The sequence below is a fragment of the Halomonas denitrificans genome, from assembly GCA_019800895.1.
Classification (GTDB): domain Bacteria; phylum Pseudomonadota; class Gammaproteobacteria; order Xanthomonadales; family Wenzhouxiangellaceae.
In genome coordinates, this window is record JAHVKF010000002.1 from 678,006 (window position 1) to 704,930 (window position 26,925).

Here is a 26,925-nt window from a genome sequence, read left to right on the forward strand (position 1 = left end):
TCGGTCACGGCACGGCCTCGAAGGCCACGATGTCGCCGTTGGCACCCGCGAATTCGCGCGCGTAACCCAGTTCGCCGTCGGTCTCGGCGTGGATCGTGAACAGCGGCTGGTCCGCTTCGACCCGGTCGTCGAGATGGACGTGAAGCTCCAACCCGGCGGCCGGCGCGCCGGGAGCCCCGGCGAGCTTGGCCAAGCGGGCCAGCCGCCGGTTGTCGAAGCGAACGACCCGGCCCGCATGCGACGCGGTGACCACTTCGCGGCGGCGGGCCCGTGGCGGCGTGCGTATCCCGCCCTGCGCTTCGCAGATGGCCTCGAACTTCGTCCGGGCCCGGCCCGACTCGAGCGTCCGAGCCGCGGCGGCCGCGCCGTCGCCGGGACTGGCCCGCCCGCCGAGCTCGAGCAGGATGCCGGCCAGGCGAATCGCGCGTTCGCGCAGATCGGCCGGCGCATCCCCGGCGCCGTCGAGAATGGCCAGCAGGTCGCGCGCTTCCAGCGCCGGACCGATGCCGCGGCCGACCGGTTGGCGGCCGTCGGTGATCACGATTTCAGCGGTCAGGTCGAAGCGCGCGGCGGTGGCTGCGAGGCGAGCGCCGAGCCGTTCCGCCTCGTCGCGGCTGCGAATCTTGGCGGTGGTTCCGACCGGCAGATCCAGCACCACGTGGGTCGCGCCGGCGGCGATCTTCTTCGACAGCACCGAGGCGACCAGCTGGGCTTCCCCGTCCAGTTCCATGACCCGCGCAACGCGGATCAGCACATCGTCGACCGGACTCAGGCCGACCGAACCGCCCCAGACCACGCATCCGCCCTCGGCTTCGACGACCCGCTGCATGTGGCCGAGGGTGAGATCGACGGGCGCCAGCGTTTCCATGGTGTCGGCGGTGCCGGCCGGCGAGGTGATGGCTCGCGACGAGGTCTTCGGCATGACCAGGCCGTTGGCGGCCACGATCGCGACCACCAGCGGGGTCGTGCGATTGCCCGGCAGTCCGCCGACGCAATGCTTGTCGAGGCGCATCGCATCGGCCCAGTGCAGCCGCTCGCCGACCCCGACCATGGCGTCGGTGAGCGCGTACAGCTCGTCGTCGTTCAGCCTGCGGGCCGCGATCGCGGTCAGCAGCATTGCCAGCTGGATGTCGTCGTAGCGGCTGCGGGCCACGTCGCGCAGGATCGTGCCGAATTCGCCGGCGCGTAGCGTCCGCCCGTAGATCTTGCCGCGCACGCTTGAGATCGATTCCAATGGTCGCGGGTGGCTGACATGCACCTCCTGCCCGTCGCGCACCTGGAGTGCGCGCCAGGCAGCGGTGGAAAGGCCGATCTGGTCGCCGGCCAGCAGCTCGGATCCGGTCTGGTACAGCGTCGCGACCACCGAGCCCTGCGGGCTCTCCAGCCGGATCCGGGCGTGGGCGGTGAACCCCTCGGAGCGGCAGACCGGTGAGTCCTTGCGCAGCAGGGCGATCGGCTTGTCGCGCGTATCCAGGTCCAGGCAGCGGACCCGCAGCCGGTTGCTTCGCTCGTCCGTATCGCCCGCAGTCATCTTCGCTGCAGCGCGACCTGCTCGCCGTGCTCGGGCACCCGCGCCGGCCAGCCCAGACGCTCCTGGATCGCGTGCCGCAACGCATCGGCGGCTTCGGCTTCCCCGTGGACCACATAGACCTGCTTCGGTGGCCGGGCCATGGCCGACATCCAGTCGAGCAACTCGTCGCGGTCGGCGTGCGCCGACAGCATGTCGAGGTTGCGCACCTGGGCGCGCACGTCCCAGTACTGCCCATGAATCTTGATCGATTCGACCCCGGCGAGCATCTTCGATCCGCGGGTTCCGCCGGCCTGGTAACCGGTGAACAGAACGGTGTTGCGCCGGTCCGGCGCGTAGGTCTTGAGATGGTGCAGGACGCGCCCGCCGGTGGCCATGCCGGAGCCGGCGATGATGATCTTGGGCATCGGATCGGCATCCAGAGCCTTCGATGCCTCGACATCGCGGACGAAGCGCGGCAGGCCGCACACATCGCGCGCCTGCGCGATCGTCAGGCGGTGGTCGTTCGGGTGGTCGAGAAAGACTTCGGTGGCGTTGATGGCCAGCGGGCTGTCGAGGAACACCGGCACCGGGGGGATGCGCTGTTCGCGGGTCAACTTCTCGAGGTAGTACAGCAGCAGCTGGGTACGGCCGACCGCAAAGGCCGGCACGACCAGCGTGCCGCCGCGTCCGACCGTGTCGCGGACCACATCGACCAGCTCGTTCTCCGGGTCCTCGTCGTTGCGTGTCCGGTTGCCGTAGGTCGATTCGACGACCAGTACGTCGCAGTCCGGCGGCGGATCGGGCGGCGGCACGGTCGGATTGCCGTGGTGGCCCAGGTCGCCGCTGAACAGGACGCGGGTCCCGCCGATCTCGAGCCGGATGCTGGCCGCGCCCAGGATGTGCCCGGCGCGCGAGTAGCGCGCGGTCATGCCGTCGACCGGCTCGAAATCACGCATGAACGGGGCGTCGCGGAAGCGCTTCAGGCTGCGCTCCGCATCGGCCCGGGTGTACAGCGGCTTCGCCGGGCGGTGACGGGCGAACCCGTGCCGGTTGGCGAATTCCGCGTCCTTTTCCTGGATGAAGCCCGAGTCGGGCAACAGGTGACTGCACAGGGCTCGCGTCGCTGCGGTGGCGAACACCGGTCCATCGAAGCCGTCGCGGACCAGCACCGGCAAATAGCCCGAGTGGTCGATGTGGGCGTGGGTAAGGAGGACCGCGTCGAGGTCCGCGGGCGTGAAGGGCAGCGGCTGCCGGTTTCGTGCGCGGAGTTGCTTGTACCCCTGGAACAGGCCGCAGTCGACGAGTACGCTGCGGCCACCGGCCTGGGCAAGAAACCTGGAACCGGTGACCGTGCCGGCCGCGCCGAGAAAGCTCAGCGTGGGACCGGCGGAGCGATTCACCGCTGGTCGCCCTCGAAGCCGTCGGCATAGATGGTGCCGAACAGTTCGACGACCTCCGGCGCGACGATCCGCAGGACGAACAGGCCGCGGTTGATGTCCGAGACCAGCACCGTGCCGTTGTCGAAGAACGGATAGACGTTCCAGGCGCCCTGGAACGAGTTGCCGTCGCTGGCCGGGTAGGTGTCGAAGTACGCGACCTCGGTCAGGTCCGCGGTCGCGGGGTCGTCGAGGCGGAGGATCCGGAGACCGCGGCGGTAGTTGGCCTGGAAGGTGTAATTGCCGAGGACGTACTGGTTGTGGTCGATCGACGGGCCGTCGGCGATGTACTCGGCCGGTGCCGGCACGCTGTCGAGGAGGGCGACGTCGAAGACCAGCGTCCGCGTGCCGGGCAGGCCCTGGCGGGTCTCGTCGAGTTCGTCGTCGGTGACGAACCAGCGCTGGTCCGGCGTCAGCCAGCCCTGGTGGGTGTATTCCGAGCTGGCGTAGGTATGGCGGCCGAGCTGGACCGGGCTTTCCTTGTCGCTTACATCGACGATGGTCAACGAGTCCTCGTTGCTTGCGAAGCAGATTTCGCGTCCCGTGTAGCGCTCGTCCGGGCCAGAGTAGACGACGCACTGCACGTCGTGCGTGTAGCCGTCGGCGGAGAAGCAGCCGGCGAACTCGGGCTGGGTCGGAGTCCGGATATCGATCATGTGCAGGCCGCCCGCGCAGGTATTGCCCCCGGTCGTGTAGGCAAAGCCCGAGGCGGTGTTGATCGCGATGTTGTGCGCTTCGTGGTGCGTTCCCGGACTGCCGTTGGCAAACTCGAAGTTCAGGTACTGGGCGTCGGCGGAGAACGTGACCGGTGGGGTGGCGACGTCGCGCAGGCGGGTCAGGTCGAACACGAGCATGCCGTGGTTGTTGACCGAGTCGGCGACGATGAAGGCATGGTCCTGGTAGGTCTTCAGGTCGGTCCAGACGCTCGAGCCCACGCCGGCCGGACGCGGCAGGTTGCCGATGTAGATGGGGTCGGCGGGGTCGGTGATGTCGACGAAGGCCACGCCGTTGGAGCGGCCCATCAGCGCGTAGTAGCGGCCGGTCTGCTCGTCCTTCCAGCCCCAGGAATCCGAGCCCGACCCGCCGCCGAGCTCGGGCAGTTCCAGCCAGCCGGCCAGCTCGATGCCGTCGCAGGGGAAGATGTCGGACATGCCGTTGATGCAGCCCGCCGGTCCCCGGTAGGCGTACTCGATCGGTTCGGCGGCGTGCATGGCGTGGGCCAGGTTCTCGAACTCGATGTCGGGATGCAGCACGCCGAGCACGGCGGCGCGCTCGGACGTGAAGCAGGCCCAGGCGCTGGTGACGACGAGCGCCGGCGCGAGGCCGGCCAGCAGTCCGTGGCAAAACAGTCGTTTCATGATTCGAATCCGTCGGAAAACAGGGTCAGGGGCAGTCGGGCGACCCGGGGCAGGCCGCTCTCGCCGCCGGCGTCGATCGCGGTCACGAACAGGCGACCGTTGGGGGCCGGCGATGCACCGGCGGGCAGAACGACGTTGAAATCGGCCACGGGCGCCGGGACCGGTAGCGAAAAGTCCCAGCTCGGCGCCCCGGTCTCGGCCGGCGCGCCGGAGGCGACGCGAACGGTCACGACGTCGGCGATCGGATCGGCCGCGGGGGGCTCGGGGGAGTTGCCCCGGAAATAGCGGGTATCGTCGGCGGTACCGACCAGCCGGACCGCGCCGTTGTCAAGGCTCACGCCCAGGGCGGTGATCGCCGGACCCGCCGGTTCGCGGTACGGTCGCCGTGCCGCCTTCGCGGCCAGCAGCAGCGCGTTCCGGTTGTCCGGCCACACGGTGGACTCGAAGCTGGCGCAGGATTGCTGGAAGGTCGTGCCGACCTCGAAGGTATAAGCCGCCACACCGGTTTCGTAATAGGCGAAGTCGACCATCGTGCCGCCCGCCGGGCCGAGCGAGAACCAGCGGCTGACTTCGTAGTCGCCGTGCCAGGCCATCCGGCGGCCCAGCACGGTCAGCGCATCGTGGTTCGGCGCATTGTTCTCGTTCTGCCCACCGAGCCCCTCCCAGGGCAGCAGCACGAGCTCGCCGAAGGAATGCAGCGAAATGAACAGGCCTTCCGTGTCCGGCGGCGCGGGCGTGGTCTGGTCGCCGGGACGCTGGTCGGCGAACACGTCGAGCAGGTAGGCCTGGAGCGCCTGGGTCTCGGGCTCCGAGGCGACCACGGGGCCGCGATAGGTCTCGGAGCACGTACTGCCGGACGAGGCGTTGCCCCAGAAGTGCGTGCTGTTGCGGTTCAGGTCCACCCCGACCGGTCCGCCCGGACAGGCGGTTTCGTTGTGGTTCTTGCGCCAGAACGATTCGCCGGACTCGACCTGTCGACGTCCGTCCGGGTTCTGCTGGGCGATCACGTGGATCTCGCGGTGATCGAGCAGCCACTCGATGTCCGGGTCGTCGTCGGGGTTCTCGACCAGCAGCTCCGCCCATCGGGTCGCGATCTCGGCGGTGGCCAGTTCGCGGGCGTGCTGGGCGGCCATGAGCACGAGCGGCGCCCGGGGATGGGACGAGTTCTCGTTGCCGATGACCACGGCGAAGATCGAGCTGCCCGGCACCGATCCGTTGGCGGCCTGCCAGCTGTCGCCGATGTCGACCCACTGCGCGCGATCGGGATGCTGGGCAGCCAGCGCGCCGAGGTCCGCGTGGGTCTGGGTCACGGTGCGGTAGCACGGAAAGCCGGGAATCGTGCCGGGATCGCCGCGGCCGAAGCCCGTGCGGTCGATCGCGTTCCAGCGCTCGAGGTCGCGCTGGCGCGGCCGATCGGCCTCGATCCGGAAGCCGGTTGCCTCGAGGCGCGCCCGGTCGGCGGGGTCGAGGTCGAACACCGCATAGCCGGCGCGCCAGTCCACGCCCCAGAAGTCGTACTCGGCGCGAAGCGTGCCCAGCTCCGCCGGCGACAGGTCGTGGATGCGCACGACCTCCGGCAAGGCCGGTGCCGCCGTGAACAGGGCCAGCAGCGCGGCGGCCGTGCGAATCATGCGGCTGCAGCGCGCCGAGCGCCCGCGACCAGCGCGCCGAAGCCGGCCAGCAGACCGGGTCCGACCGTGTCGTCGATGACGCCGCGGACCAGGGCAGCGGGATCCTGCCCTTCGGCAGCCAGCGGTACCGCGCGGGCCTGGATGTAGGCGCGCATCACGGCGCGACCGAACTCGGGATGGAACTGCACGCCCCAGGCCCGGTCGCCGAAGCGCAGCGCATGGTGCGGGTCGTGGGCCGCTTCTCCGACCACGCGGGCGCCCGCAGGCGGCTCGAGGACCGATTCGACGTGGCTGACGTGGAAGGCCGCGGCCGGCGCGTAGCGGCCGAGCACGGGGTCGTCGGGGTCGAGCACGCGGGTCTCGAAGCGCCCCATCCGGCGTCCGTTCGGGTTCGGTCCGACGGTCCCGCCCAGCGCGTGGGCGATCAGCTGGTGGCCATAGCAGACGCCGAGCATCGGAAGCCCCGCACGGAACGCCGCGGCCAGCCACTCGGCGGTGCGTTCCGACCAGGGTTCACGGCGGCTCACCATCGCCGGCGAGCCGGTGACCAGGACGCCGGCCAGGGGTTCACGGGACCCGCCCTCCGATCCGTCCGCAGTCCGCTCCGTCGTCTCCAGGTCGGGCAGCGGTTCGTCGCGATCGACCCGTACCGTGACGTAGTCGAAGCGCCCGCGCCCGAGACCGGCGATGAACCAGTCCTCGAAATCGCTTTCGGTGCCGTCGAGGCCGCGGGCCTCGGGCACGGCCCGGCCGGTCTTGACGATCAGGAATCGCGGGCGGGTCGATCGATGGTCCACGCGGAAGTCTCCGGCATTCGGTGGTTTCGGGCAGGAACGTGCGCTCGGGCGCTCCCGACGGCTCGGTTCATCACACCACAAAACGGGCCCGATTGCACCCTTGGACCGGACGCTCGCGGCACCGTGCGATGATCGCATCCTTCCCATCCACCGCTGGAGAACCCGATGAAACCCATCCATGCCTACGGCGCCGAGTCCGAGACCTCCGGCGTTCACCCGATGACCGTCGAGCGCCGGGACCCGCGGCCCGACGACGTGCTGATCGAGATCGACTACTGCGGTGTGTGTCATTCGGACCTGCATTTCGTGAACAACGACTGGGGAATGACCGACTACCCCGTCGTGCCCGGGCACGAGATCGTCGGCACCGTGACCGCGGTCGGCGACGACGTGACCCGCTTCGAAGTCGGCCAGCGCGTCGGCGTCGGCTGCCTGGTCGATTCCTGCCGCGACTGCCCCTCGTGCGACGAGGGCCTGGAGCAGTACTGCCTGAAGGGCTTCGTGGGCACCTACAACGGCGAGGACCTGCACGACGGTCGCAAGACCTACGGCGGGTACTCCGAGCGCATCGTGGTCTCCGAGCGCTTCGTGCTGGACATCCCGGACTCGCTCGACCCGGCCGCGGCCGCCCCGCTGCTGTGCGCCGGCATCACCACCTATTCGCCGCTGCGCCACTTCGGCGTCAAGGCCGGCGACCGGGTCGCGATCGTCGGCATGGGCGGACTGGGCCACATGGGCATCAAGTTCGCCCGGGCGATGGGCGCCGAGGTCACCGTGTTCTCGCGATCGGAGGGCAAGCGCTCGGAAATCGAGCGGCTCGGCGCGCACCACATGGTGATCTCCACCGACGAAGAACAGATGGAGGCCGTCGCCGGCCGGTTCGACTACATCCTGAACACGGTGCCGGTCCAGCACGATCTGAACCCCTATGTGGCCGCCCTCAAACCGGACGGCACGATGATCCTGGTCGGCCTGCTCGAGCCGATCGAGCCGGCCCTCGAAGCCGGTCCGATCGTGTTCGCGCGACGGCGCCTGGCCGGTTCGCTGATCGGCGGGCTGCCCGAGACCCAGGAGATGCTCGACTTCTGCGCCGAACACGACATCGTCAGCGACATCGAGATGCTCGACATCAAGAACATCAACGAGGCCTACAAGCGGATGCAGGACAGCGACGTGCGCTATCGCTTCGTCATCGACATGAACAGCCTCAAGGGCGACTGACGGCCGAGGGATCGTGCGCCGGTCTCAATAGTAGGCGCGGGTGCGGAACAGGGGCTCGAGCGAGCCGCCCCACTCGCCGTCGTGGAGCGCCAGCAGTTGGTCGGCCGGCGTCATGCCGGTTTCGACCGTGACGTGCAGCGGTTCGAGGAAGCCGGTCTCGTCGTCGCCGGCGGCGTTGAGCCGCTTGCGGTTGCGCAGTCCGTCGCGGGCCAGCTCGAGCAGGTCGCCGGCGATCTCGCGCACGCTCCGGCCGTGGATCGTGGCCCGAATGCCATCGCGCGCCACATCGTTTCGCAGTGTCGCCAGGTCGTCCGTCGACCAGTCGGCGACCAGCTGCAGGCAGGCGTCGAGGCTGGCGCGGTCGTAGAGCAGGCCGACCCAGAACGCCGGCAGCGCGCACAGCCGCTTCCAGGGCCCGCCGTCGGCGCCGCGCATCTCGAGGAACTTCTTCAAGCGGACTTCGGGGAAGGCCGTGGTCAGGTGGTCTTCCCAGTCCGACAGCGTCGGCCGCTCGCCCGGCAGCGCCGGCAGTCGGCCGGCGAGAAAGTCGCGGAAGGACTGGCCCGAGGCATCGATGTAGCGACCGTTACGGCGCACGAAGTACATCGGCACGTCGAGCATCCAGTCGACGTAGCGCTCGAAGCCGAAGCCGTCCTCGAACACGAACGGCAGCTGGCCGGTGCGCTGCGGATCCGTATCGGTCCAGATGTGGCTGCGGTAGCTGACGAAGCCGCTGGGTCGTCCTTCCAGGAACGGCGAGTTGGCGAACAGCGCGGTCGCGATCGGCTGCAGTGCGAGGCTGGCGCGAAACTTCGCGACCATGTCCGCCTCGCTGGAGAAATCGAGGTTGACCTGCACGGTGCAGGTCCGGGTCATCATGTCCAGGCCCAGGGAGCCGACCTTGGGCATGTGGGCGCGCATGATCCGGTAGCGCGCCTTGGGCATCCAAGGGATGTCCTCGCGCTTCGCGGTCGGGTGGAAGCCGAGACCGAGGAATCCCAACCCCATCGGTTCGGCCACGGAGCGGACCTCGGCGAGGTGCGAATTGACCTCGTTGCAGGTCTGGTGCAGGTGGTCGAGCAGGTCGCCCGAAAGCTCGAACTGGCCGCCGGGCTCGAGGGTGATGGAGCAGCCGTCGCGTTTCAGCGCGATGATCTCCCCGGCCTCGAGCTCGGGGGTCCAGCCGTAGCGGTCGGCCAGCCCCTGGAGCAGCGCGCCGATGCCGCGCTCGCCCTCGTGCGGCGCCGGGGACAGGTCATCGAGGCGGAACCCGAACTTCTCGTGTTCGGTGCCGATCTTCCACCGGTCGGCCGACCGGCACCCGGACTCGAGGTATTCGACGAGCGTTCGCGTGTCCGCGATCGGCGGCTGGGCTTCGGTGCGAGAGTCGGACATGCGCGGTACCGGTCGACGTCGAGAGGGGTCGGAAGGGGCTGGAAACCGGAGGCATTATCGCCCATCGCGGTGCAGAGGTCGCCACGCCCGCCCTACACTAGCGGCATGCCGCTCGCCCGTCGCCTGTCCGCAGTCTGCTGTGCCGCCCTGCTGCTGGTCAGCGCCGCCCTTCGCGCCGACGGTCCCGTCATCCACCGCGGCCTGGGACCGTCCCCGGACACGCTCGACATCCATCGCGCCCAGGGACTGTCGGCCTTCAACCTGCTGCGCGACCTGCACGAGGGCCTGCTGACGCGCGATGCCGCCGGCCGACCGGTTCCCGGCATCGCCCGCGCCTGGACCGTCGAGGACGACGGCCGCCGATGGCGCTTCGAGCTCGATCCGGACGCGCGCTGGTCCGACGGAGAGCCCATCGTCGCGGCCGATTTCGTGCGCGGCTTCGAGCGGGCCCGCGACCCGGCCACCGCGTCGCCCACCGCCGATTGGTTGGCGCCGATCGCCGCGATCCGTGCGCACGGCGAACGCGACCTGGAAATCCGACTCCAGCGGCCGCTGCCGTGGTTCGAGGAACTGTTGACCCTGCCGGTGACCTTCCCGTGGCCGGATGAAGGCCGCGACGTCTTCAGCGGCCCGTTCCGCCTGGTCGAGCGCGTGCCCGGGTCCGTGTTCCGCCTGGCCCGGAACGGCCACTATCGCGAAGCCGATCGGGTCGAAGCGGGCGGCGTGACCTGGCACGTCACCGAGGACCCGTCGGCCGAGCTGGCCCGGTTCCGCGCCGGTGAGCTGCACGCCACCGAAACCGTGCCGCCGGGGCGCATCGACTGGTTGCGCGAGCAGCTCGGCGACGCGCTGCGAGTCAGCCCGTACCTGGGCAGCTTCTACCTGGTCTACAACCTGCGCCAGGCGAAGTTCGCCGACCCACGGGTCCGCGAGGCACTCTCGCTGGCAATCGACCGGCGGCTGCTGACCGAGCGCGTGCTCGGGGCCGGCGAAGTCCCGGCCGAGGGGCTGGTGCCGCCCGGCCTGCCCGGCTGGCCGGACGCCGCGCTGGACGGCATCGACTTCGACGCCCGCCTGGCCCGGGCGCGCACCCTCCTGCGCGAGGCCGGGCACGGGCGAGGCAATCCGCTGGAGGTCGAACTGCGCTTCAACTCCTCCCTGGCCCACCGCCGGCTCGCGGTGGCCGTCGCGGCGATGTGGAAACAGCACCTCGGGGTCCGCACCCGCCTGACCAACGAGGAGTGGAAGGTCTTCGTCACCAACCGCCGCCACGGCCGGATCACCGAGATCGTCCGCGGCGGATGGATCGCCGACTGGGCGGACCCGGCGAACTTCCTCGACAATTTCCACAGCGATTCGCCGCTGAACTACGCCTTCCTGTCCGACCCGGACCTGGATCGCCTGCTCGAGTCCGCGCGCGGCCAGCGCGGGCCGTCGCGCACCGCCACGCTGGTCGACGCCGAGCAGCGGTTGCTCGACCGCCATGCGATCATTCCCCTCTACTACTATGTATCGCGTCACCTGGTGGACCCGGACCTGCGCGGCTGGCAGGACAACGTGATGGACATCCACCTGTCTCGCTGGCTCGACCTGGAGAATTGATGACCACGGCCCGCACGCGCCCCGCTGTTCGCTTCCGGTCGTTGCTGGCCGTGGCGTGGCTGGGGGTGCTGGCCGGGTGCGGCGGCGACCCCGACGCGCCGCCGACGCCGATCGACCTGCCGGAGCCGGTCTCGCCGTGGCTCGACGACGACGGCACGCCGCTGGCCGACGCCTTGGCCGACGTGCAGGAACTGCATCGCGGCAACGGCGAGGAGCCGCAGACGCTGGATCCGCATCGCGCCGACGGCGTGCCCACGCTGAACATCCTGCGCGACCTGTTCGAGGGCCTGACCACGACCGCGCCCGACGGCCGGATCGTTCCCGGTGCCGCCGGGCGCTGGGACATTTCGCGCGACGGGATGACCTACACCTTCTACCTGCGCGACGACGGCAGCTGGTCGAACGGCGACCCGCTGACCGCCGACGATTTCGTGTTCAGCTTCCGCCGCTCCGTCGACCCCGAGACCGCCGCCGCGTACGGTCGGATGCTGGCCCCGATCGAGAATGCGGTGGCCATCCTGGCCGGCGAACTGGCGCCCGACGCGCTGGGCGTCGAGGCGCTGAACGAGCGCACCGTGCAGATCCGCCTCGACGATCCGACGCCGTACTTCCTCGGCCTGCTGACCCATGCCTCGACCTATCCCGTGCACCGGCCGTCGCTGGAGGCGCACGGCGCGGACTTCGTCCGGCCGCCGAACCTGGTCTCGAACGGCGCGTTCCGACTCGTGGAATGGGTGCCGCGCTCGCGGATCGGGCTCGAGCGCAACCCGCACTTCCACGGCGTCGACGACGTCGTCCTGGAACGCGTCGTTTACTACCCGATCGAGGACGAGAACACGGAGTTCCAGCGCTTCCGCGCCGGCGACTTAGACTGGACCGACCAGGTCCCGGCCAACCAGTTCCGCTGGTTGAACCAGAACCTCGCACCGGCGCTCTCGGTCTCGCCCTGGTTCGGCACTTACTTCTTCGGCTTCAACCTGACCCGGCCGCCCTTCGAGGACGACCTGGAACTCCGCCGCGCCCTGACGCTTGCGATCGACCGCGGCATCCTTACCGAGAAGGTGACGCAGTTCGGCGAGATCCCGACCTTCAACCTGGTGCCCGAGGGCCTGCCGGACTATCCGCCACCCGTTCCCGAGCACGCGGACTGGACCCAGGAAGCGCGCGAGGCGCGCGCGGTCGAGCTGTACCGGCAGGCCGGCTACGACGAGGAGCGGCCGCTGACCGTGGAGCTTCGCTACAACACCTCGGAGAACCATCGCAAGATCGCCGTGGCCATCGCCGCGATGTGGAAGCAGGTGCTCGGCGTTCAGACCCGGCTGATCAACGAGGAATTCCGCGTGTTCCTGCAGAACCGGCAGCTCAAGCGCAACACGGAGGTGTTCCGCGCCGGCTGGATCGGCGACTACCAGGACGCGTTCACCTTCCTCGAACTGTTCCACTCCGAGCATCGACGCAACGATTCGGGCTACGCAAATCCTCGTTACGACCGCCTGCTCGATCAGATCGCCGAAGAACGCATCCCCGCACGACGCCGCAACCTGATGGTCGAGGCCGAGAGAATGCTGCTGGCCGACCAGGTCGTCCTGCCCGTCTACACCTACGTCACCAAGCGCCTCGTCGATCCCCTGCTCAAGGGCTGGGAAGAAAACGTCATGGACTTCCACCCCAGCCAGCACATGTTCTTCGTGCGGGCCGCCAACGCCGAACCTGCCGCTCCCGCGCCTTCCTTCGACGAAAGCGAATCCGAAGATGCCGAGCCCGACTCGGAGGACGGCTAGAGGATGAACGCAAAGACGCGAAGGAGCGAAGGAGCGCGAAGGAAAGGCTACGGAGTAACAGAGGCGGCGTTTTCCTACGGGAAAAGTGGGAGATTTACGGATGCGGGGAAAGGCGGCCCTCGCGAAACTCGATCCGAATCAAGTCAACCCACCGAGTCATGCAATGGATGGGATGCCGTGAAGGCAGATCGAGCAATTGGCGGCTGTGATCCTGGACGAATCGCTGAAGCTCCACAGGGAATTGGGGCCAGGTCTACTGGAATCGATCTACGAAGTGCTGCTTGCAGATGCACTGAACGCTCGTGGCCTCGAGGTCGCCCGACAGAAAAGCATCGGCCTTTGTCACCGTGGCCGAAAGTTCAACGAGGCGTTCAGGGCGGATCTGATCGTGCAGCGCGCGATAATACTCGAGATCAAATCGATCGATGTGGTGCTGCCGACTCACAAAAAACAGTTGTTGACGTACCTGCGGTTGAGTCGACTCCAATTGGGGTTTCTTCTCAACTTCGGTGCAGCCTGGATGAGGGAGGGGATCACTCGTGTGGTCAACGGTCTTCCCGAGAGTTGACTGGAGTATTCTGGTTTAACAGCTCTGGTCTTTCTTCGCGCCTCTTTGCCCCATTGCGGCTTCGCGTCTATCCTCTGGAGGAACCCGGCATCCCGCCCGCACGGAGCGTCAGAAGTCGATGCTGAATTATTCGCTCAAGCGACTGGCCTCGGCGGTGCCGACGTTGCTGTTGCTGATCACGGCGGCGTTCTTCCTGATCCGGATCGCGCCGGGCGGGCCGTTCGATTCGGAGAAGGCGCTGCCGGCGGAGATCCAGGCGAATCTCGAGGCCAAGTACCAGCTCGACGATCCGCTGGTCATCCAGTACTTCCGCTATCTCGGCGACATCCTGCTGCTCGACTTCGGGCCGTCGTTCCACTACCGCGACTGGACGGTCAACGAGCTCATCGCCCAGGGCGCGCCCGTGTCGTTCACGCTCGGCGCGATCGCGCTTGTGCTCGCGGTGCTGTTCGGCACCACGATCGGGGTCTGGGCGGCGATGAAACAGAACTCCGCGGCCGACTACCTGACCATGTCGGTCGCGATGATCGGGATCTCCGTGCCCAACTTCGTGATGGCGCCGCTGCTGGTGCTCGCCTTCGCGATCGGCCTCGGCTGGCTGCCGGCCGGCGGCTGGGATGGAAGCCTGTCGCGCATGGTGCTGCCGTCGATCGCGCTCGCCCTGCCGATGATCGCCTACATCGCCCGGATAACGCGCGGCTCGATGATCGAAGTGCTCCATTCCGATTTCATCCGCACGGCGCGCGCCAAGGGACTGCCCGAGGGTGAAGTGCTGATCCGGCACGCGCTCAAGCCGGCGCTGCTGCCGGTCATCTCCTACCTCGGCCCGGCCGCGGCCGCGATCCTGACCGGCTCGGTGGTCATCGAGCGCATCTTCACCATCCCGGGCATCGGCAGCCATTTCGTCCAGGGCGCGCTGAACCGCGACTACACCCTGGTCATGGGCGTGGTGATCTTCTACGGCGTGCTGATCATCCTCCTGAACTACCTGGTCGACCTGGTCTACGCCTGGCTCGACCCGCGCATCCGCTACGACACCTGAACGGTGAGTGACTCGATGAGCGATGCGATGAACGATTCGATCTCCAGGAAGCGATCCGGCGCCGACCAGCCGAAGACGGCAACCGCCGAACCGGATGCCTTCGAGCAGGCGATGGACCGCCGCCCGGTCAAGGGCCGCTCGCTGTGGGTGGACGCCTGGCACCGCCTGAAGCGCAACAAGGCGGCGCTGGCCGGCGCGATCATCCTGGTCCTGATCGTGGTGCTCGTCACCGTCGGGCCGATGCTCAATCCCTGGGATCACGAGATTCCCGACTGGGACCACTACTCGACACCGCCGTCGCTGGAAACGGGCCACGTGATGGGCACCGATGCACTCGGGCGCGACCTGTTCGAGCGGGTCATGGTCGGCGGCCGGATCTCCCTGCTGGTCGGACTGGTCGCGACCCTGGTCTCGCTGCTGATCGGCGTGGCCTACGGCGCCACGGCGGGCTATCTCGGCGGGCGCGTCGACAACTGGATGATGCGCGCGGTCGATGCGATCTACGCATTGCCGTTCATGTTCTTCGTCATCCTCCTGATGGTGGTCTTCGGCCGCAACATCTTCCTGATCTTCGTTGCCATCGGCGCGGTCAACTGGCTGGACATGGCCCGGATCGTGCGCGGCCAGACGCTGAGCCTGAAGAACAAGGACTTCATCGAAGCCGCGCGCGCATCCGGCGCCACCGAGCGGCAGATCATCGTCAAGCACATCGTGCCCAACCTCCTCGGCGTGGTCGCGGTGTACGTGTCGCTGACCATCCCGCAGGTGATCCTGGTCGAGTCGTTCCTCAGCTTCCTCGGTCTCGGTGTGCAGGAGCCCCTGACCAGCTGGGGCGCGCTGGTCAACGAAGGAGCGCAGGAGCTCGAGACGGCGCCGTGGTCGCTGCTGTTCCCGGCCGCCTTCCTGGCCGCCACGCTGTTCGCCTTCAACTTCCTCGGGGATGGGCTGCGCGACGCCCTCGACCCGCGCGACCGATGAGGACGCTACTGCGCGAACGGCTGGCGGCGTCCGGCGGTAGTCGGATTGCTCCTGTGCACGCACGCACACTCCGGATCCTGCGTACAGCCCGCCCCGGACTCCGATCCGGGGGCGGCCACCGCCATCCGTCCGCTCCTCACGCGTCCCGGGGAGAGCAATAGTGGCGTTGCTCGAAGTCCGCGACCTGACCGTGTCCTTCGACACGCCCGATGGCGTCGTGCACGCCGTCAACGGGCTCAGCTTCGACCTGGAGCCGGGCCAGACCCTGGGCATCGTCGGCGAGTCCGGCTCGGGCAAGACCCAGACCGCGATGGCGATGATGGGCCTGCTGGCCGACAACGGTCATGCCTCCGGCTCCGTGAAGTTCCGAGGCCAGGAGCTGCTCGGCCTGTCGAAGTCCGAACAGACGCGCATCCGCGGCTCGAAGATCTCGATGATCTTCCAGGACCCGGTCAGCGCGCTGAACCCGTACATGTCGATCGGCGAGCAGCTGATCGAGGTGTTGACCCACCACCGCAACCTGAAGCGCAGGCCGGCTCGCGAACGCGCGGTCGAGATGCTGCGGCAGGTGCGGATCAGCGATCCGGAACGGCGCATGCGCCAGTTTCCGCACCAGCTTTCGGGCGGCATGTGCCAGCGCATCATGATCGCGATGGGCCTGCTCTGCCAGCCCGACCTGCTGATTGCCGACGAGCCGACCACCGCGCTCGACGTGACCGTCCAGTCGCAGATCAACCTGATGATGGGTGAGCTGACCGAAAAATCGTCCACCGCCATCGTCCTGATCACTCACGACCTGGGCGTCGTGGCCGGGCTGTGCGACAAGGTGCTGGTGATGTATGCCGGCGAGGTGATGGAGATGGCCGATGTCGAGCCGCTGTTCGCCGACCCGGCGCATCCCTACACCCAGGGCCTGCTGAATTCCGTGCCGCGCTTGGACCGCGAGGATTCGGGCATCCTGCGCGCCATCCCCGGCAACCCGCCGGACCTGGTCGACCTGCCGACCGGGTGCCCGTTCCGCGCCCGCTGCGACTTCGAATTCGATGCCTGCACCGAGCATCCACCGCTGGAATCGTTCGAGGACGACCGCTGGAAGCGGTGTTTCCTGAAGTATCGGCCGGTTCCGATCCGGGCAGCCGCCGAAGAGGAGGGTTCCGCATGAGCCGTGCGCCGGTCCTCCGCGTCGAAAACCTCGCGGTCCGCTTCGAAGTGTCCACCGGGACGGGGTGGTTCCGGCGCGAGACCGAGACCGTTCGCGCCGTCGACGGCGTCAGCTTCGATCTCGGCCCGGCCGAGACCCTGGGCATCGTCGGCGAGAGCGGTTGCGGAAAGTCGACGCTGGCCCGGGCCATTCTCGGCCTGGTCAAGCCGGCGGGTGGCCGCGTGCTGTGGCTGGGCGACAACCTGGTCGGCCTGGACGAGGACTCGATGCGCCGGAAGCGCCGGGAACTTCAGCTGATCTTCCAGGACCCGGCGGGTTCGCTGGACCCGCGCATGACGGTGGGCCAGATCGTCGGCGAACCCTTGCGCAACTTCTTCCCGTCGATGTCGCCGCTGCAGGTCCGGGAACGGGTCGCCGGCATCCTCAAGATGGTCGGCATCGCCCCAGAGCTGATCAACCGCTACTCGCACGAGTTCTCCGGCGGCCAGTGCCAGCGCATCGGCATTGCCCGCGCGCTGGTGGTCAACCCGCGCCTGGTGGTCTGCGACGAGCCGGTCTCCGCCCTGGACGTCTCGATCCAGGCCCAGATCGTGAACCTGCTGAAGGAACTGCAGAAGAAGTTGCAGCTGTCGCTGATCTTCATCGCCCACGACCTGTCCGTGGTCCAGCACGTGTCGGACCGGGTGCTGGTCATGTACCTCGGCAAGGTCATGGAAGTGGCCTCGCGCGAGCGCCTGTACCGGAACCCGCGTCACCCCTACACCCGCGCCCTGATCGAATCGGTGCCGATCCCCGACCCGGTGGCCGAGCGCGCGCGCCAGCGGCGGTCGCTCGGCGGCGAGGTGCCGTCGCCGACCGACCCGCCGTCGGGCTGCGTGTTCCGCACCCGCTGCCCCTACGCCACCGACGAATGCGCGAAGACCGAGCCGCCGCTGGAGACGCTGGACGACGGCAGCCAGGTCGCGTGCATCCGCCGCGACGTCGTGCCGACCGGCCGGGTCCTGCCGAAGCCGCCGGGCGACGACTGCGTCCGGTAGACCGAAGCCGCGGTGTCGGCTTTCCGGGCGACTTTCCGTATCGATCCTTGAAACCGAACGATCGACCCGGGAGGATTCCATGCTTCGCAGTACGAAATTGCGCACGACCCTGATCGCGGCCGCCGCTGCATCGACGCTGGCCGCTGCGCCGTTGACCGCCGACGAGTTCACGGAAACGCTCGACGCGGCGCTCGAGGCCTACGAGGCCGAGGACATCAACGCCGCGGCCGAGGAACTGGCCTACGCCTCCAGCCTCCTGCAGACGATGAAGGGCGAAGCCTTCGCCGAGCTGCTGCCCGATCCCCTGGACGGCTGGAGTCGCGAGATCGACATGGACGCCAACGCGGCGGCCGGCATGTTCGGCGGCGGCGTGAGCGCCACCGGCACCTATACGGGCGGTTCCGGCGAGGTCCGCATCCAGATGATGGCCGACAACCCGAGCGTGATGACCATGGCCGGCATGTACGCGAACCCGCAGATGCTGGCCAACATGGGTGAAGTGGTCCGCGTGAACCGCCAGAGCTTCGTCAACCAGAACGGCGAGCTGACCGGCGTGGTCGGCGGCCGGGTGCTGATCACCGTGGCCGGCAACGCCAGCCTGGACGACAAGAAGGCCTACCTCGAGGCGATGGACTTCCGAGCGATCGCGGGCCGCTGACTTCACGTCGATCGACGAACGGGGCCGGGCGGATCGCTGCCCGGCGCTCACGGGCCGGTCCTAGACTCGGAACGATCCCGCCACGAGGCCTGCCCATGAACGCCATCCGATCCTTCGCGTCCACCGTCACCGCGCTGCTCCTGCTCGCCTTCTCGTCGCCCCTTCACGCGCAGGAAGGCCGGCACGACGCGATGATGCGGGCGATCACCGGCAATGCCCCGCCGCCCGCCGGCGAGACCGTGAATTACTTTCCCGACGACCCGGCCACTGCCGGATACCTGGCTCTGCCGGACGGCGAAGGTCCGTTCCCGGCGGTGCTCCTGATCCACGAATGGAACGGCCTGGTGGACCGCGTGCGGCAGACCGCCGACGCGTTCGCCGACCAGGGGTACATCGCCCTGGCCGCCGACCTGTACTCGGGACGCACCGGCAGCGATCGCGAGGAGAACATGGAGCTGGTCCGCGAGGTGCGCGCGGCCGAGGCCACGATGGTGGCCAACCTCGACGCGGCGGTCGACTGGATCGAGGCCAACACGCCCGCGACCGGCAGGGTGGCCACGATCGGCTGGTGCTTCGGCGGCGGTATGGCGCTGTCCTATGCACTCGGCGGCGACGAACACGAGGGCACGGCGATCTTCTACGGCTCGCTGATCGACGACCCGGAGCAGATGAAGCACATCGGCCACGAGGTCTACGGCACCTTCGCCGCCAACGACCGCGGCATCCCGGTCGACGAGGTCGACGCCTTCGTCGATGCGTTGCGCGAGGCGGGCATCGACAGCGATGTGCACATCTACGACGAAGTCCGGCACGGCTTCTGGCTGCACGTGGACCGCGACCCGGAGACCAACCGCGAGCCGGCCGAGCACGCCTGGGAACGCTTGAAGGACTATCTCGGTCGCGTTCTCTGACGACGGTTCCCGTCCGCTTCCGGGCGGTCGTTCGCCGGCCGCAGGCACGGCGACCGGAACACCGGCCGCGAGGCGCGGTCGGAGGGTTCATGATGGCCGTTCTGATCGAGTTCCGCGTCCGGCCCGGGCAGGACGACGCGTTCCGCGCCGCCTGGACCGAGACCACCGATTACATCCGGGTCCACTTCGGCAGCCTGGGGTCGCGCCTGCACCGCGCCGGTGACCATCGTTACGTCGCCTACGCGCTGTGGCCCGACCGCGAGACCTACGATCGTGACCACGCGTGGAGCGAGTCCGGCCGCGCGATCCGCCAGCGCATGGCCGATACGCTGATCGACGGCCGGGGAACGGTGCTCGACCACCTCGACGTCGTCGTCGACCGGCTGGCCCCGATCGAACGCGGGGAACACGCCCACTGACCCGGCTCGATTCCGACGCCGCACGATCGACTGCAACGAACATCATCCGACAAGGAGGCACACGATGCGATTGATCCTGACCGCCGCACTGGCGGCCCTGGTGCCGGCCGCGGCCCTCGCCGACGAGCACGGTGACGTAGAGGGCCGGCACGCCGGCCTGCAGATCGAGGAATGGTCCGTCGAGTGGCAGAACACGCGGCCGCGCGATCCGTCCGTCACCGCCGACGGCAAGGTGTGGTTCGTCGGCCAGTCGGGCCATTACGCCGCCCGCTTCGACCCCGAGACCGAGACCTTCGAGCGCTTCGACCTGCCCGACGGTGCCGGGCCGCACACCATCTACGTGACCGACGACCAGGAAGTCTGGTACGCCGGCAACCGCGATGCCCACCTCGGGCGCATCGATCCGGAGACCGGCGGGATCACGCGCGTGGAGATGCCCGAGGAACTGAAGGACCCGCACACCATCGTCGAGGACGCCGAGGGGCGCCTGTGGTTCACGTCCCAGTGGGCGAACCACGTCGGCCGCTACGACCGGGATACGGGCGAGATCGCGCACGTGGCCGTGCCGACGGAAAACGCGCGGCCCTACGGCATCGACGTGGCCGACGACGGCACCGTCTGGGTCGTGCTGCTCGGCACCCATGCGCTGGCGAAGATCGATCCAGAGACGATGGCGATCGAGGAGATCGAGCTGCCTCGCGACGACGCCCGCCTGCGCCGGATCGCGATCACCGATCGCGGCGTCTGGTATTCGGATTACGCGCGCGGCTTCATCGGCGTGTACGACCCGGCCACCGGCGGGTTCGAGGAATGGCGGACCGATCTCGAGCACCGCGCCGGTCCGTACGCGTTGATCGCCGACGGCCAGGGCCGGATCTGGTACGTCGAGACCCATCCGGAACCGAACCGCTTCGTCGGCTTCGATCCGGCGACCGGGACCTTCATCGTCAACGAGCCCGTGCCCAGCGGCGGCGGCGCGGTGCGCCACATGGTCTTCGACGCCGACCGCAACGCCATCTGGTTCGGCACCGACACCAACAATCTCGGCCGGGCCGACCTGCCGGAGTAGGCGCGGCACCCGGCCTTCTGGCACATCCGGCAACGACGCTCCGGGCGTATTCTCGGAGCGTTTTTCGTTTTTCAGTAGAAACCACCGTTTCGAACGCCCGGTGATCGCCGGGGTCCGGGACGCCAACCGGAGAAACCGATGCGACGCTTCACCGCACGCGCCGGCGCCGTCGCGCTGGCCCTGGCCGCGCTTCCGCTGGCCGTCCAATCCAACGCCGAGCCGACCCGCCTGCTGCGCGCGCCGGACCTGTCCGACGACCACCTCGTGTTCATGTACGCCGGCGACCTGTGGCTGGCCGACCGCGACGGCACCGACCCGCGACGCCTGACCACGCACCCGGCCGAGGAAACCCGCCCCCGCTTCTCCCCGGACGGCTCGAAGATCGCTTTCCAGGCCGAGTACGACGGCCAGGTCGATGTCTACGTCATCGACACCGCCGGCGGCCAGCCGAAGCGCCTGACCTGGCACCCGGCCGACGACGAGCTCGTCGACTGGGCGCCGGACGGCTCGGCGGTGGCCTTCGTCTCGGACCGCGAGACCGACCACGGCCGCTCCGGCCAGCTGTACCACGTGTCGATCGACGGCGGCTTCCCGGTCAAGCAGATGGAGGCGCGGTTCTTCCGCGGCGCCTACGACGCATCCGGCGAGCGCCTGGCCTACATCGACCACGGCGCGGGCTACAACGGCCTGTTCGGCGGCACCGCCGGCTGGCAGGGCTACCGCGGCGGCACGACGCCGTCGATCCGGATCCTGGACATCGACGAGCAGCGCGTCGTCGACATCCCCGGCGACCGCGTGACCGACTTCGACCCGATGTGGATCGACGGCGACGTGTTCTTCGTCTCCGACCGCGAGGACGAGCGCTTCAACGTGTTCCGCTTCGACCCGGATTCCGCCCGGGTCTCGCAGGTCACCTTCGAATCGACCTGGGACGTCCGCGCCGCGAATGCCCACGACGGCACGCTGGTCTACGAGGCCGGCGGCGAGCTCCGCACCCTGGAAGTCGGTTCCGGCGAATCGACCACCCTGGCGATCGCGCTGAACCCGGACCTGCCGCAGCTCCGAGGCGGCTGGACTTCCGTGGCCGGCACGATCCAGGGCATCGACATTTCGCCGACGGGCCAGCGCGCCATCATCACCGCGCGCGGCGATGTCTTCACGATTCCCGCCGACAAGGGCCCGACGCGCAACCTGACGGCCTCCCAGGGCCAGCGCGAGTATCCGGGCCTGTGGTCACCGGACGGCAAGCAGGTCGCCTGGATCGTCGAGTCGCTCGACGGGCAGACGCTGGTGGTTGCCGACCAGTTCGGCGAGAACGCCGCCGAATACGCGCTCGGCCCGGACTACTACACGCTGCAGGCCTGGCACGCCGAAAGCGGACGGATCGTGTTCAGCGACAACCACCTCGGCCTGCACGCGATCGACCTGGACGGCGGCGCCATCACCCGGATCGCCACCAACGAGCGACGCGCCGGCTACGACGTCGCGTTCTCGCCCGACGGCCGCTGGCTGGCCCACACGCTGGAGCAGCCGAACTATCACGCCGACCTGGTCGTGCACGACTTCGACTCCGGCGAATCGACCGTGATCAGCAACGGCATGGCCGATGTCGCCTCGCCGGCCTTCTCGCCGGACGGCAAGGTGCTGTACTTCGCCGCTTCCACCAACTCCGGTCCGATCCAGGTCGGCCTGAACATGACCAGCCAGGAGCGTCCTTACCGGGCCGGCCTGTACGCGGCGGTGCTGACCGCGGACGGCGACTCGCCGCTGGCCCCGCGCTCGGACGACGAGCCGATGTCGGACGAGGACGAAGGCAACGGCGATGAAGAGGACGGCGGCAAGGACGAGGAAGAGACCACGCCGGAAACGGTCATCGATTTCGACGGCCTCGAGCGCCGCATCGTCGGCCTGCCGGTCGCCGAGGGCAACTACGGCCAGCTCCAGGTCGCCGGCGACGGCAGCCTGTTCTACATCGAAGCCCCGCAGCCGGGCAGCAGCAACGAGCCGCCGGGCGCGAACTGGGGCGAGGACAACGTGCTCCATCGCTTCGACTTCGAAGAGCGCGAGGCGGCCGGCGTCGCCACCGGCGTGCGCAACTTCCGCATCGCCGCCGGCGGCAAGCACATGATCCTGCAGCAGGCCGGCAACGGCCTGGCGATTGCAGAAGTCGGCGAGGAACTGAAACCGGAAGCGCTCGACACCTCGGGCCTGCGCATGGATCTCGATCCGCGCGCCGAGTGGGCGCAGATCTTCGACGAAGGCTGGCGCATGCAGCAGCAGTATTTCTATGCCGACAACCTGCACGGCGCCGACTGGGACGCGATCTACGACCGCTACCGCCCGCTGGTCGACCACGTCGGCCGGCGCGAGGACCTGAACGACCTGATGGTCGAGATGATCGCCGAGCTGCAGGCCGGCCACAACCGGGTCGGCGGCGGCGACGTCTATCGCGGCCAGGACCCCGATACGGGCCTGCTCGGCGCCAACTTCACCGTCGACGGCGATCGCTACCGGATCGAGAAGATCTATTCCGGCGAATCCTGGAACCCGTTCCTGCGCGGCCCGCTGGCCGAGCCCGGCAACGAGGCGCGCGAAGGCGAATACATCCTCGCCGTCAACGGCCAGGACCTGACCGCCGACGACAACCTGTTCGAGCGGCTGCAGAACACCGCCGGCGAGCAGGTCGTGCTCACCGTCGGTCCGCGAGCCAATGGTCGCGACGCGCGGGACATCACCGTGACGCCGTCGGATTCGGAGGGCGCACTCCGGCTCTGGAACTGGATCGAGACCAACCGCCGGGCCGTCGACGAGGCGACCGACGGACGGGTCGGCTACATCTACCTGCCGAACACCGCAGGCGCCGGCTACACCTTCTTCAACCGCTACTTCTTTGCCCAGCTCGACAAGGAGGCGGTCATCATCGACGAGCGCTCCAACGGCGGCGGCCAGGCGGCGAACTACATCGTCGAAGTGCTCAGCCGCAAGCACCTGTCGAGCTGGGTGGACCGCGACGGCACGCCGTACCGCACGCCGGCCGGCGCGCTGCACGGCCCGAAGGTGATGCTGATCGACCAGGACGCCGGTTCCGGCGGCGACTACCTGCCCTACGCGTTCCGGAACTTGAGCATCGGCAAGCTGATCGGCACCCGCACCTGGGGCGGCCTGATCGGCATCTTCGCCAATCCGCCCCTGGTCGACGGCGGCGTCATGACCGTGCCCTTCTTCCGCTTCGTCGACACCTCCGGCGAATGGAGCATCGAGAACGAGGGCGTGGCGCCCGACATCGAGGTCGAACTCGACCCCATCGCTACCAACAACGGCCGCGACACGCAGCTGGAGCGCGCGATCGAACAGGTGCTGACGGAACTCGAGACCTACGACTCCCCCGTCCCGCCGATCCCGGCGCTGCCGACGGAGCTGGGCGAGTAGGTCCCTCTTCAGACTCGAACAAGACCCCAGACGCCCCGGCCTTCCGGGGCGTTTCCATGAAAAGTCGGAATGGTTCTAGGAATTCGTCGTCACAGGTCCAATGTTTGATCGTCCGGCCCTCTTCAGCGTCCAGGCTTTTGGCACTTGATCCCGGAAGGGCATCACGGTGGGTAGTTGAGTTTGCGATGGCGGTCCTTTTCGACGAGGTCAGGCCTGTATGCTCGTGCGAGTCACGATTCCCGGTCTGGAATCTGAATTGGTGAATTTGAAGAGCAATGGAATGCAACGAGCAGCTTCAATTCTCGCGAGAGGAAAAGTCTCGATCTTCGCGCTTTTGGCAACCCTGGCTTCACTCGGCTCCCCTACGGCAACCATCGAGGCTTCGTCCGGGCGTTCCGAAAGCGTTCGAGCGAATGACCCCAGAGCAGTCATCACCGGACCGGCGGAACTGTCGACCGCTATTTTGGAAGCCAGATTGCGGCCTCGCCCGGAAGGCATCGGGTGGGATGATGACGCCCGGTTCGGCCAGGCGATTGCCGTCGACGGAAACCGAGCAGTGGTTGGTGGTCCGAGTTTGGCTGGACGCGGCGCGGCGGTGGTATTCGAGTACTCGTCCGGAACGTGGGAGGAAACGGCAATACTCCGGGTCCCTGTAGATAGCCTGGGCGAGTTCGGCTATTCCGTAGCCTTGCAGGGTGACCGGATTCTGGTGGGTGCACCCGGTGAGCAGGCGGTCGGTGCAGCCTATGTCTTCGAGTTCGACGGCGCCAGATGGCAGAACCGAGCGCGGCTCCTTGCGCCTACCCAGTCGACTTCCGATCGATTCGGATCGTCGGTCAGTCTGTCCGATGACATTGCCGTCGTGGGCTCCGAAGGCTTTGATGGCCAGTCCGCTGACTCGGGAGCTGTGTATGTCTTTCGTTACGATGGCGAACGATGGGTCGATACTGCCCGGCTCGATCCGGTCGGGATCGCGACGCCGACGGCATTCGGCAGATCGGTCAGTAGTTCAGGAGCTCAGATCGTCGTTGGAGCAGGTGGATTCGCTCAGCTTTTCCGGTTCAATGGAGATGCGTGGCAGTTTTCCGATAGCCTTGCGCCCAGTGGAAATACGGCAGGAAGCGACTACGGATTCGCCGTGGCCTTGGACGGAAATCATGCAATTGTCTCGGCGCCCTTCGATAGCGAGTCGGAAATCCTGTCCGGAGCGGCATACCTGTTCATCGACGCCGGTGCAGGCTGGCTCGAGCAGGCCAAGTTGCAGCCGAGCGATCCGGAGCCGGGAAAGGCCTTCGGTTCGTCGGTCGACCTCCTTTCTGGTCGCGCCCTGATCGGCACGTTCAATGACAGCGCGAACGGACCGGAGTCCGGTGCGGCTTATATTTTCGAATCCGACGGACCGGATTGGTCGGAAACGGTCAAGCTGATCCCACTTGCCGGCGAATCCTATGGCGAAGCCGGATTCGCGGTCGGACTCGGAGCAATCCATGCGTTCGTAGGGGCCAGACTCGAGGATTTCGGTGCAGATAACGCAGGGTCAGCGCACGTATTCTCACTCGTCGAAGGGAGCTGGGATCAACGCCAGCGCCTGGTTCCGGCAGAAGGTGCCGTCGGTGATTTGTTCGGTCTCTCCGTTGGCCTCTCGGGCTCTCACATGGTTGTCGGTGCGCCCGGCGACGACGACCGGGGTCAAGACTCGGGCGCTGCCTACGTCTTCTTCCTTCGTGACGGTATCTGGCAAGAAGAGGCGAAGCTTCTTGCTGCCGATGGCGCAGCCGGAGAAATGTTCGGAGCCTCGGTAAGTGTCTCTGGCACTCGCATCGTGATCGGAACAAGGAACAACCAAACGGCCGCGGGTTCGGCATACGTTTTCGATCACGATGGCTCGAGTTGGAATCAATCGGCCAAGCTTGTCTCCAGCGACGGCGGCGTAGGGGAGTTCGGCTTTTCGGTTCACTTGGCAGGAGACCGAGCCCTGGTCGGCGCTCCCTCGTACGATACCTCGATTGTTAACATGGGCGCGGCCTATGTCTTCGAGTGGATCAATGGCTCTTGGGTGCAGACTGCGAAGTTGATCAGCGAGGACGAAAATGCACGGGCGATGGGCCAATCGGTCTTCCTTGCTGATGATGGCGCCGTGCTCGGCGCCCCGTGGAGTCGATCCTCGGTGACATCTCAAGCGGTCGGCGCCGCGTACCTCTTCGAATTCGATGGGCAGGAATGGGTTGAGGTGGCCGGGTTCGAGCCGTCCGATGCACCAAGGTTCTCGGATTTCGGATTCTCCGTGGCGAAGCAGGAGGACCGAATCGTCATCGGAGCCATAGACGATAGCGTAGACAGCTTCGGCGACGGGTCGGCGTACATTTTCGCGTTCGATGGTTCCGCGTGGTCGGAAGAGACCAAGCTGGTTGCGAGTGAGAGTCAGTATCGAGCCGCGTTCGGGTCCAGTGTCGGACTCGACCAGGGCCGCATTCTTGTCGGCGCGTCAGGACGAGGGTCGTCGTCAGGCACTGGAGAAATCCACGTCTTCTCCTTGACAGGGACAGGCTGGGAAGAATCCGCGAGATTTCGACCGAACCCCGAGACGGTGCTGCGCAACTTCGGGACATCGATGCGTGTCGATGGCGAGCGGCTTGCGGTCGGCGCTACCGGTGACAATGCCAATGGGACCTTGTCAGGATCGGCCTGGATTCTGGATATTGGTGTCGTGTTCCACGATCAATTCGAACCATCAACGTCCTTACAGTGAATGCGCCGGCGATGAACACACTGGAAGCGGCTTGCTCGCTCATTGCTCGAGAGGCATGGCTCAGCTGCGGCGCGGCCGCTAACGGCAGCTGAACACAGTGACCCTCCCGCCGCGAGTTCTTAGCCTGTCTCGATAAAGAATAGCCATGGCTGCCATTCGGGGTCCCTCAACT

General features: G+C 67.7%; 20 protein-coding genes. 14 read left to right on the top strand and 6 right to left on the bottom strand.

From position 1 onward, the window contains the following. Positions 1-4: 4 nt before the first annotated feature. Genes KUV67_07025 through KUV67_07045 form a run of 5 tightly spaced genes read right to left on the bottom strand, consistent with a single transcriptional unit; the run spans position 5 to position 6,732 of the window. Positions 5-1,531, bottom strand: a complete 1,527-nt coding sequence (locus KUV67_07025) for a thymidine phosphorylase family protein (GenBank protein MBY6204629.1) — start codon at positions 1,529-1,531, stop codon at positions 5-7. Further along, positions 1,528-2,886 (bottom strand): MBL fold metallo-hydrolase, encoded by a 1,359-nt coding sequence (locus KUV67_07030; GenBank protein MBY6204630.1) that lies wholly within the window; start codon positions 2,884-2,886, stop codon positions 1,528-1,530. Before KUV67_07030 ends, KUV67_07025 begins: the two co-directional genes overlap by 4 nt. Positions 2,887-2,906: 20 nt before the next feature. Continuing rightward, positions 2,907-4,304, bottom strand: coding sequence for a choice-of-anchor B family protein (locus KUV67_07035; protein ID MBY6204631.1), 1,398 nt, complete (start codon positions 4,302-4,304; stop codon positions 2,907-2,909). Beyond that, entirely contained in the window at positions 4,301-5,935 is a 1,635-nt protein-coding gene (locus KUV67_07040; GenBank protein MBY6204632.1) for a hypothetical protein, read from the bottom strand. Before KUV67_07040 ends, KUV67_07035 begins: the two co-directional genes overlap by 4 nt. Beyond that, positions 5,932-6,732, bottom strand: coding sequence for a glutamine amidotransferase (locus KUV67_07045; protein MBY6204633.1), 801 nt, complete (start codon positions 6,730-6,732; stop codon positions 5,932-5,934). Before KUV67_07045 ends, KUV67_07040 begins: the two co-directional genes overlap by 4 nt. Before the next feature lie 165 nt (positions 6,733-6,897). Here KUV67_07045 and KUV67_07050 point away from each other — a divergent pair, with 165 nt between their 5' ends. Further along, positions 6,898-7,953, top strand: coding sequence for an NAD(P)-dependent alcohol dehydrogenase (locus tag KUV67_07050; GenBank protein MBY6204634.1), 1,056 nt, complete (start codon positions 6,898-6,900; stop codon positions 7,951-7,953). Between the two features lie 24 nt (positions 7,954-7,977). On the opposite strand, the gene KUV67_07055 is transcribed toward KUV67_07050, so the two are convergent. Next, positions 7,978-9,348, bottom strand: a complete 1,371-nt coding sequence (locus KUV67_07055; GenBank protein ID MBY6204635.1) for a glutamate--cysteine ligase — start codon at positions 9,346-9,348, stop codon at positions 7,978-7,980. 105 nt (positions 9,349-9,453) lie between these two features. Between KUV67_07055 and KUV67_07060 the strand changes: the two genes are divergently transcribed. From KUV67_07060 to KUV67_07120, 13 genes are all read left to right on the top strand, one after another. After that, on the top strand, positions 9,454-10,950 hold the full coding sequence (locus KUV67_07060; protein MBY6204636.1) for a peptide ABC transporter substrate-binding protein: 1,497 nt from the start codon (positions 9,454-9,456) through the stop codon (positions 10,948-10,950). Further along, positions 10,950-12,731, top strand: coding sequence for a peptide ABC transporter substrate-binding protein (locus KUV67_07065; protein ID MBY6204637.1), 1,782 nt, complete (start codon positions 10,950-10,952; stop codon positions 12,729-12,731). The genes KUV67_07060 and KUV67_07065 overlap by 1 nt, the downstream gene beginning before the upstream one ends. 205 nt (positions 12,732-12,936) lie before the next feature. Then, positions 12,937-13,299, top strand: a complete 363-nt coding sequence (locus tag KUV67_07070) for a GxxExxY protein (protein MBY6204638.1) — start codon at positions 12,937-12,939, stop codon at positions 13,297-13,299. A 118-nt stretch (positions 13,300-13,417) separates the two neighbouring features. Further along, entirely contained in the window at positions 13,418-14,341 is a 924-nt protein-coding gene (gene oppB / locus KUV67_07075) for an oligopeptide ABC transporter permease OppB (protein ID MBY6204639.1), read from the top strand. 111 nt (positions 14,342-14,452) lie between these two features. Further along, positions 14,453-15,319: an ABC transporter permease subunit gene (locus KUV67_07080; protein MBY6204640.1), complete on the top strand. Its 867-nt coding sequence runs from the start codon at positions 14,453-14,455 to the stop codon at positions 15,317-15,319. Between the two features lie 160 nt (positions 15,320-15,479). Beyond that, on the top strand, positions 15,480-16,481 hold the full coding sequence (locus KUV67_07085; protein ID MBY6204641.1) for an ABC transporter ATP-binding protein: 1,002 nt from the start codon (positions 15,480-15,482) through the stop codon (positions 16,479-16,481). Beyond that, positions 16,478-17,518 (top strand): ATP-binding cassette domain-containing protein, encoded by a 1,041-nt coding sequence (locus KUV67_07090; GenBank protein MBY6204642.1) that lies wholly within the window; start codon positions 16,478-16,480, stop codon positions 17,516-17,518. The genes KUV67_07085 and KUV67_07090 overlap by 4 nt, the downstream gene beginning before the upstream one ends. A 79-nt stretch (positions 17,519-17,597) precedes the next feature. Beyond that, on the top strand, positions 17,598-18,176 hold the full coding sequence (locus KUV67_07095; protein ID MBY6204643.1) for a hypothetical protein: 579 nt from the start codon (positions 17,598-17,600) through the stop codon (positions 18,174-18,176). 95 nt (positions 18,177-18,271) lie between these two features. Then, a complete protein-coding gene (locus KUV67_07100; protein MBY6204644.1) occupies positions 18,272-19,087 on the top strand; it encodes a dienelactone hydrolase family protein in 816 nt (271 codons plus the stop codon). A gap of 89 nt (positions 19,088-19,176) precedes the next feature. Next, positions 19,177-19,506, top strand: a complete 330-nt coding sequence (locus KUV67_07105; protein ID MBY6204645.1) for an antibiotic biosynthesis monooxygenase — start codon at positions 19,177-19,179, stop codon at positions 19,504-19,506. A gap of 64 nt (positions 19,507-19,570) precedes the next feature. Continuing rightward, entirely contained in the window at positions 19,571-20,575 is a 1,005-nt protein-coding gene (locus KUV67_07110) for a lyase (GenBank protein MBY6204646.1), read from the top strand. Between the two features lie 138 nt (positions 20,576-20,713). Continuing rightward, positions 20,714-24,004 carry a PDZ domain-containing protein gene (locus tag KUV67_07115; GenBank protein ID MBY6204647.1) on the top strand — a complete coding sequence of 1,097 codons (3,291 nt, stop codon included), beginning with the start codon at positions 20,714-20,716 and terminating at the stop codon, positions 24,002-24,004. 259 nt (positions 24,005-24,263) lie between these two features. After that, positions 24,264-26,753 carry an FG-GAP repeat protein gene (locus KUV67_07120; protein MBY6204648.1) on the top strand — a complete coding sequence of 830 codons (2,490 nt, stop codon included), beginning with the start codon at positions 24,264-24,266 and terminating at the stop codon, positions 26,751-26,753. Positions 26,754-26,925 lie beyond the last annotated feature (172 nt).

Excerpts from the sequence above, each read along its gene's own strand:
- KUV67_07025 (MBY6204629.1), bottom strand. The coding sequence starts at position 1,531 with ATGACTGCGGGCGATACGGACGAGCGAAGCAACCGGCTGCGGGTCCGC.
- KUV67_07035 (MBY6204631.1), bottom strand. The coding sequence starts at position 4,304 with ATGAAACGACTGTTTTGCCACGGACTGCTGGCCGGCCTCGCGCCGGCG.
- KUV67_07040 (MBY6204632.1), bottom strand. The coding sequence starts at position 5,935 with ATGATTCGCACGGCCGCCGCGCTGCTGGCCCTGTTCACGGCGGCACCG.
- KUV67_07050 (MBY6204634.1), top strand. The coding sequence starts at position 6,898 with ATGAAACCCATCCATGCCTACGGCGCCGAGTCCGAGACCTCCGGCGTT.
- KUV67_07055 (MBY6204635.1), bottom strand. The coding sequence starts at position 9,348 with ATGTCCGACTCTCGCACCGAAGCCCAGCCGCCGATCGCGGACACGCGA.
- KUV67_07060 (MBY6204636.1), top strand. The coding sequence starts at position 9,454 with ATGCCGCTCGCCCGTCGCCTGTCCGCAGTCTGCTGTGCCGCCCTGCTG.
- KUV67_07065 (MBY6204637.1), top strand. The coding sequence starts at position 10,950 with ATGACCACGGCCCGCACGCGCCCCGCTGTTCGCTTCCGGTCGTTGCTG.
- oppB (MBY6204639.1), top strand. The coding sequence starts at position 13,418 with ATGCTGAATTATTCGCTCAAGCGACTGGCCTCGGCGGTGCCGACGTTG.
- KUV67_07080 (MBY6204640.1), top strand. The coding sequence starts at position 14,453 with ATGGACCGCCGCCCGGTCAAGGGCCGCTCGCTGTGGGTGGACGCCTGG.
- KUV67_07090 (MBY6204642.1), top strand. The coding sequence starts at position 16,478 with ATGAGCCGTGCGCCGGTCCTCCGCGTCGAAAACCTCGCGGTCCGCTTC.
- KUV67_07095 (MBY6204643.1), top strand. The coding sequence starts at position 17,598 with ATGCTTCGCAGTACGAAATTGCGCACGACCCTGATCGCGGCCGCCGCT.
- KUV67_07100 (MBY6204644.1), top strand. The coding sequence starts at position 18,272 with ATGAACGCCATCCGATCCTTCGCGTCCACCGTCACCGCGCTGCTCCTG.
- KUV67_07105 (MBY6204645.1), top strand. The coding sequence starts at position 19,177 with ATGATGGCCGTTCTGATCGAGTTCCGCGTCCGGCCCGGGCAGGACGAC.
- KUV67_07110 (MBY6204646.1), top strand. The coding sequence starts at position 19,571 with ATGCGATTGATCCTGACCGCCGCACTGGCGGCCCTGGTGCCGGCCGCG.
- KUV67_07115 (MBY6204647.1), top strand. The coding sequence starts at position 20,714 with ATGCGACGCTTCACCGCACGCGCCGGCGCCGTCGCGCTGGCCCTGGCC.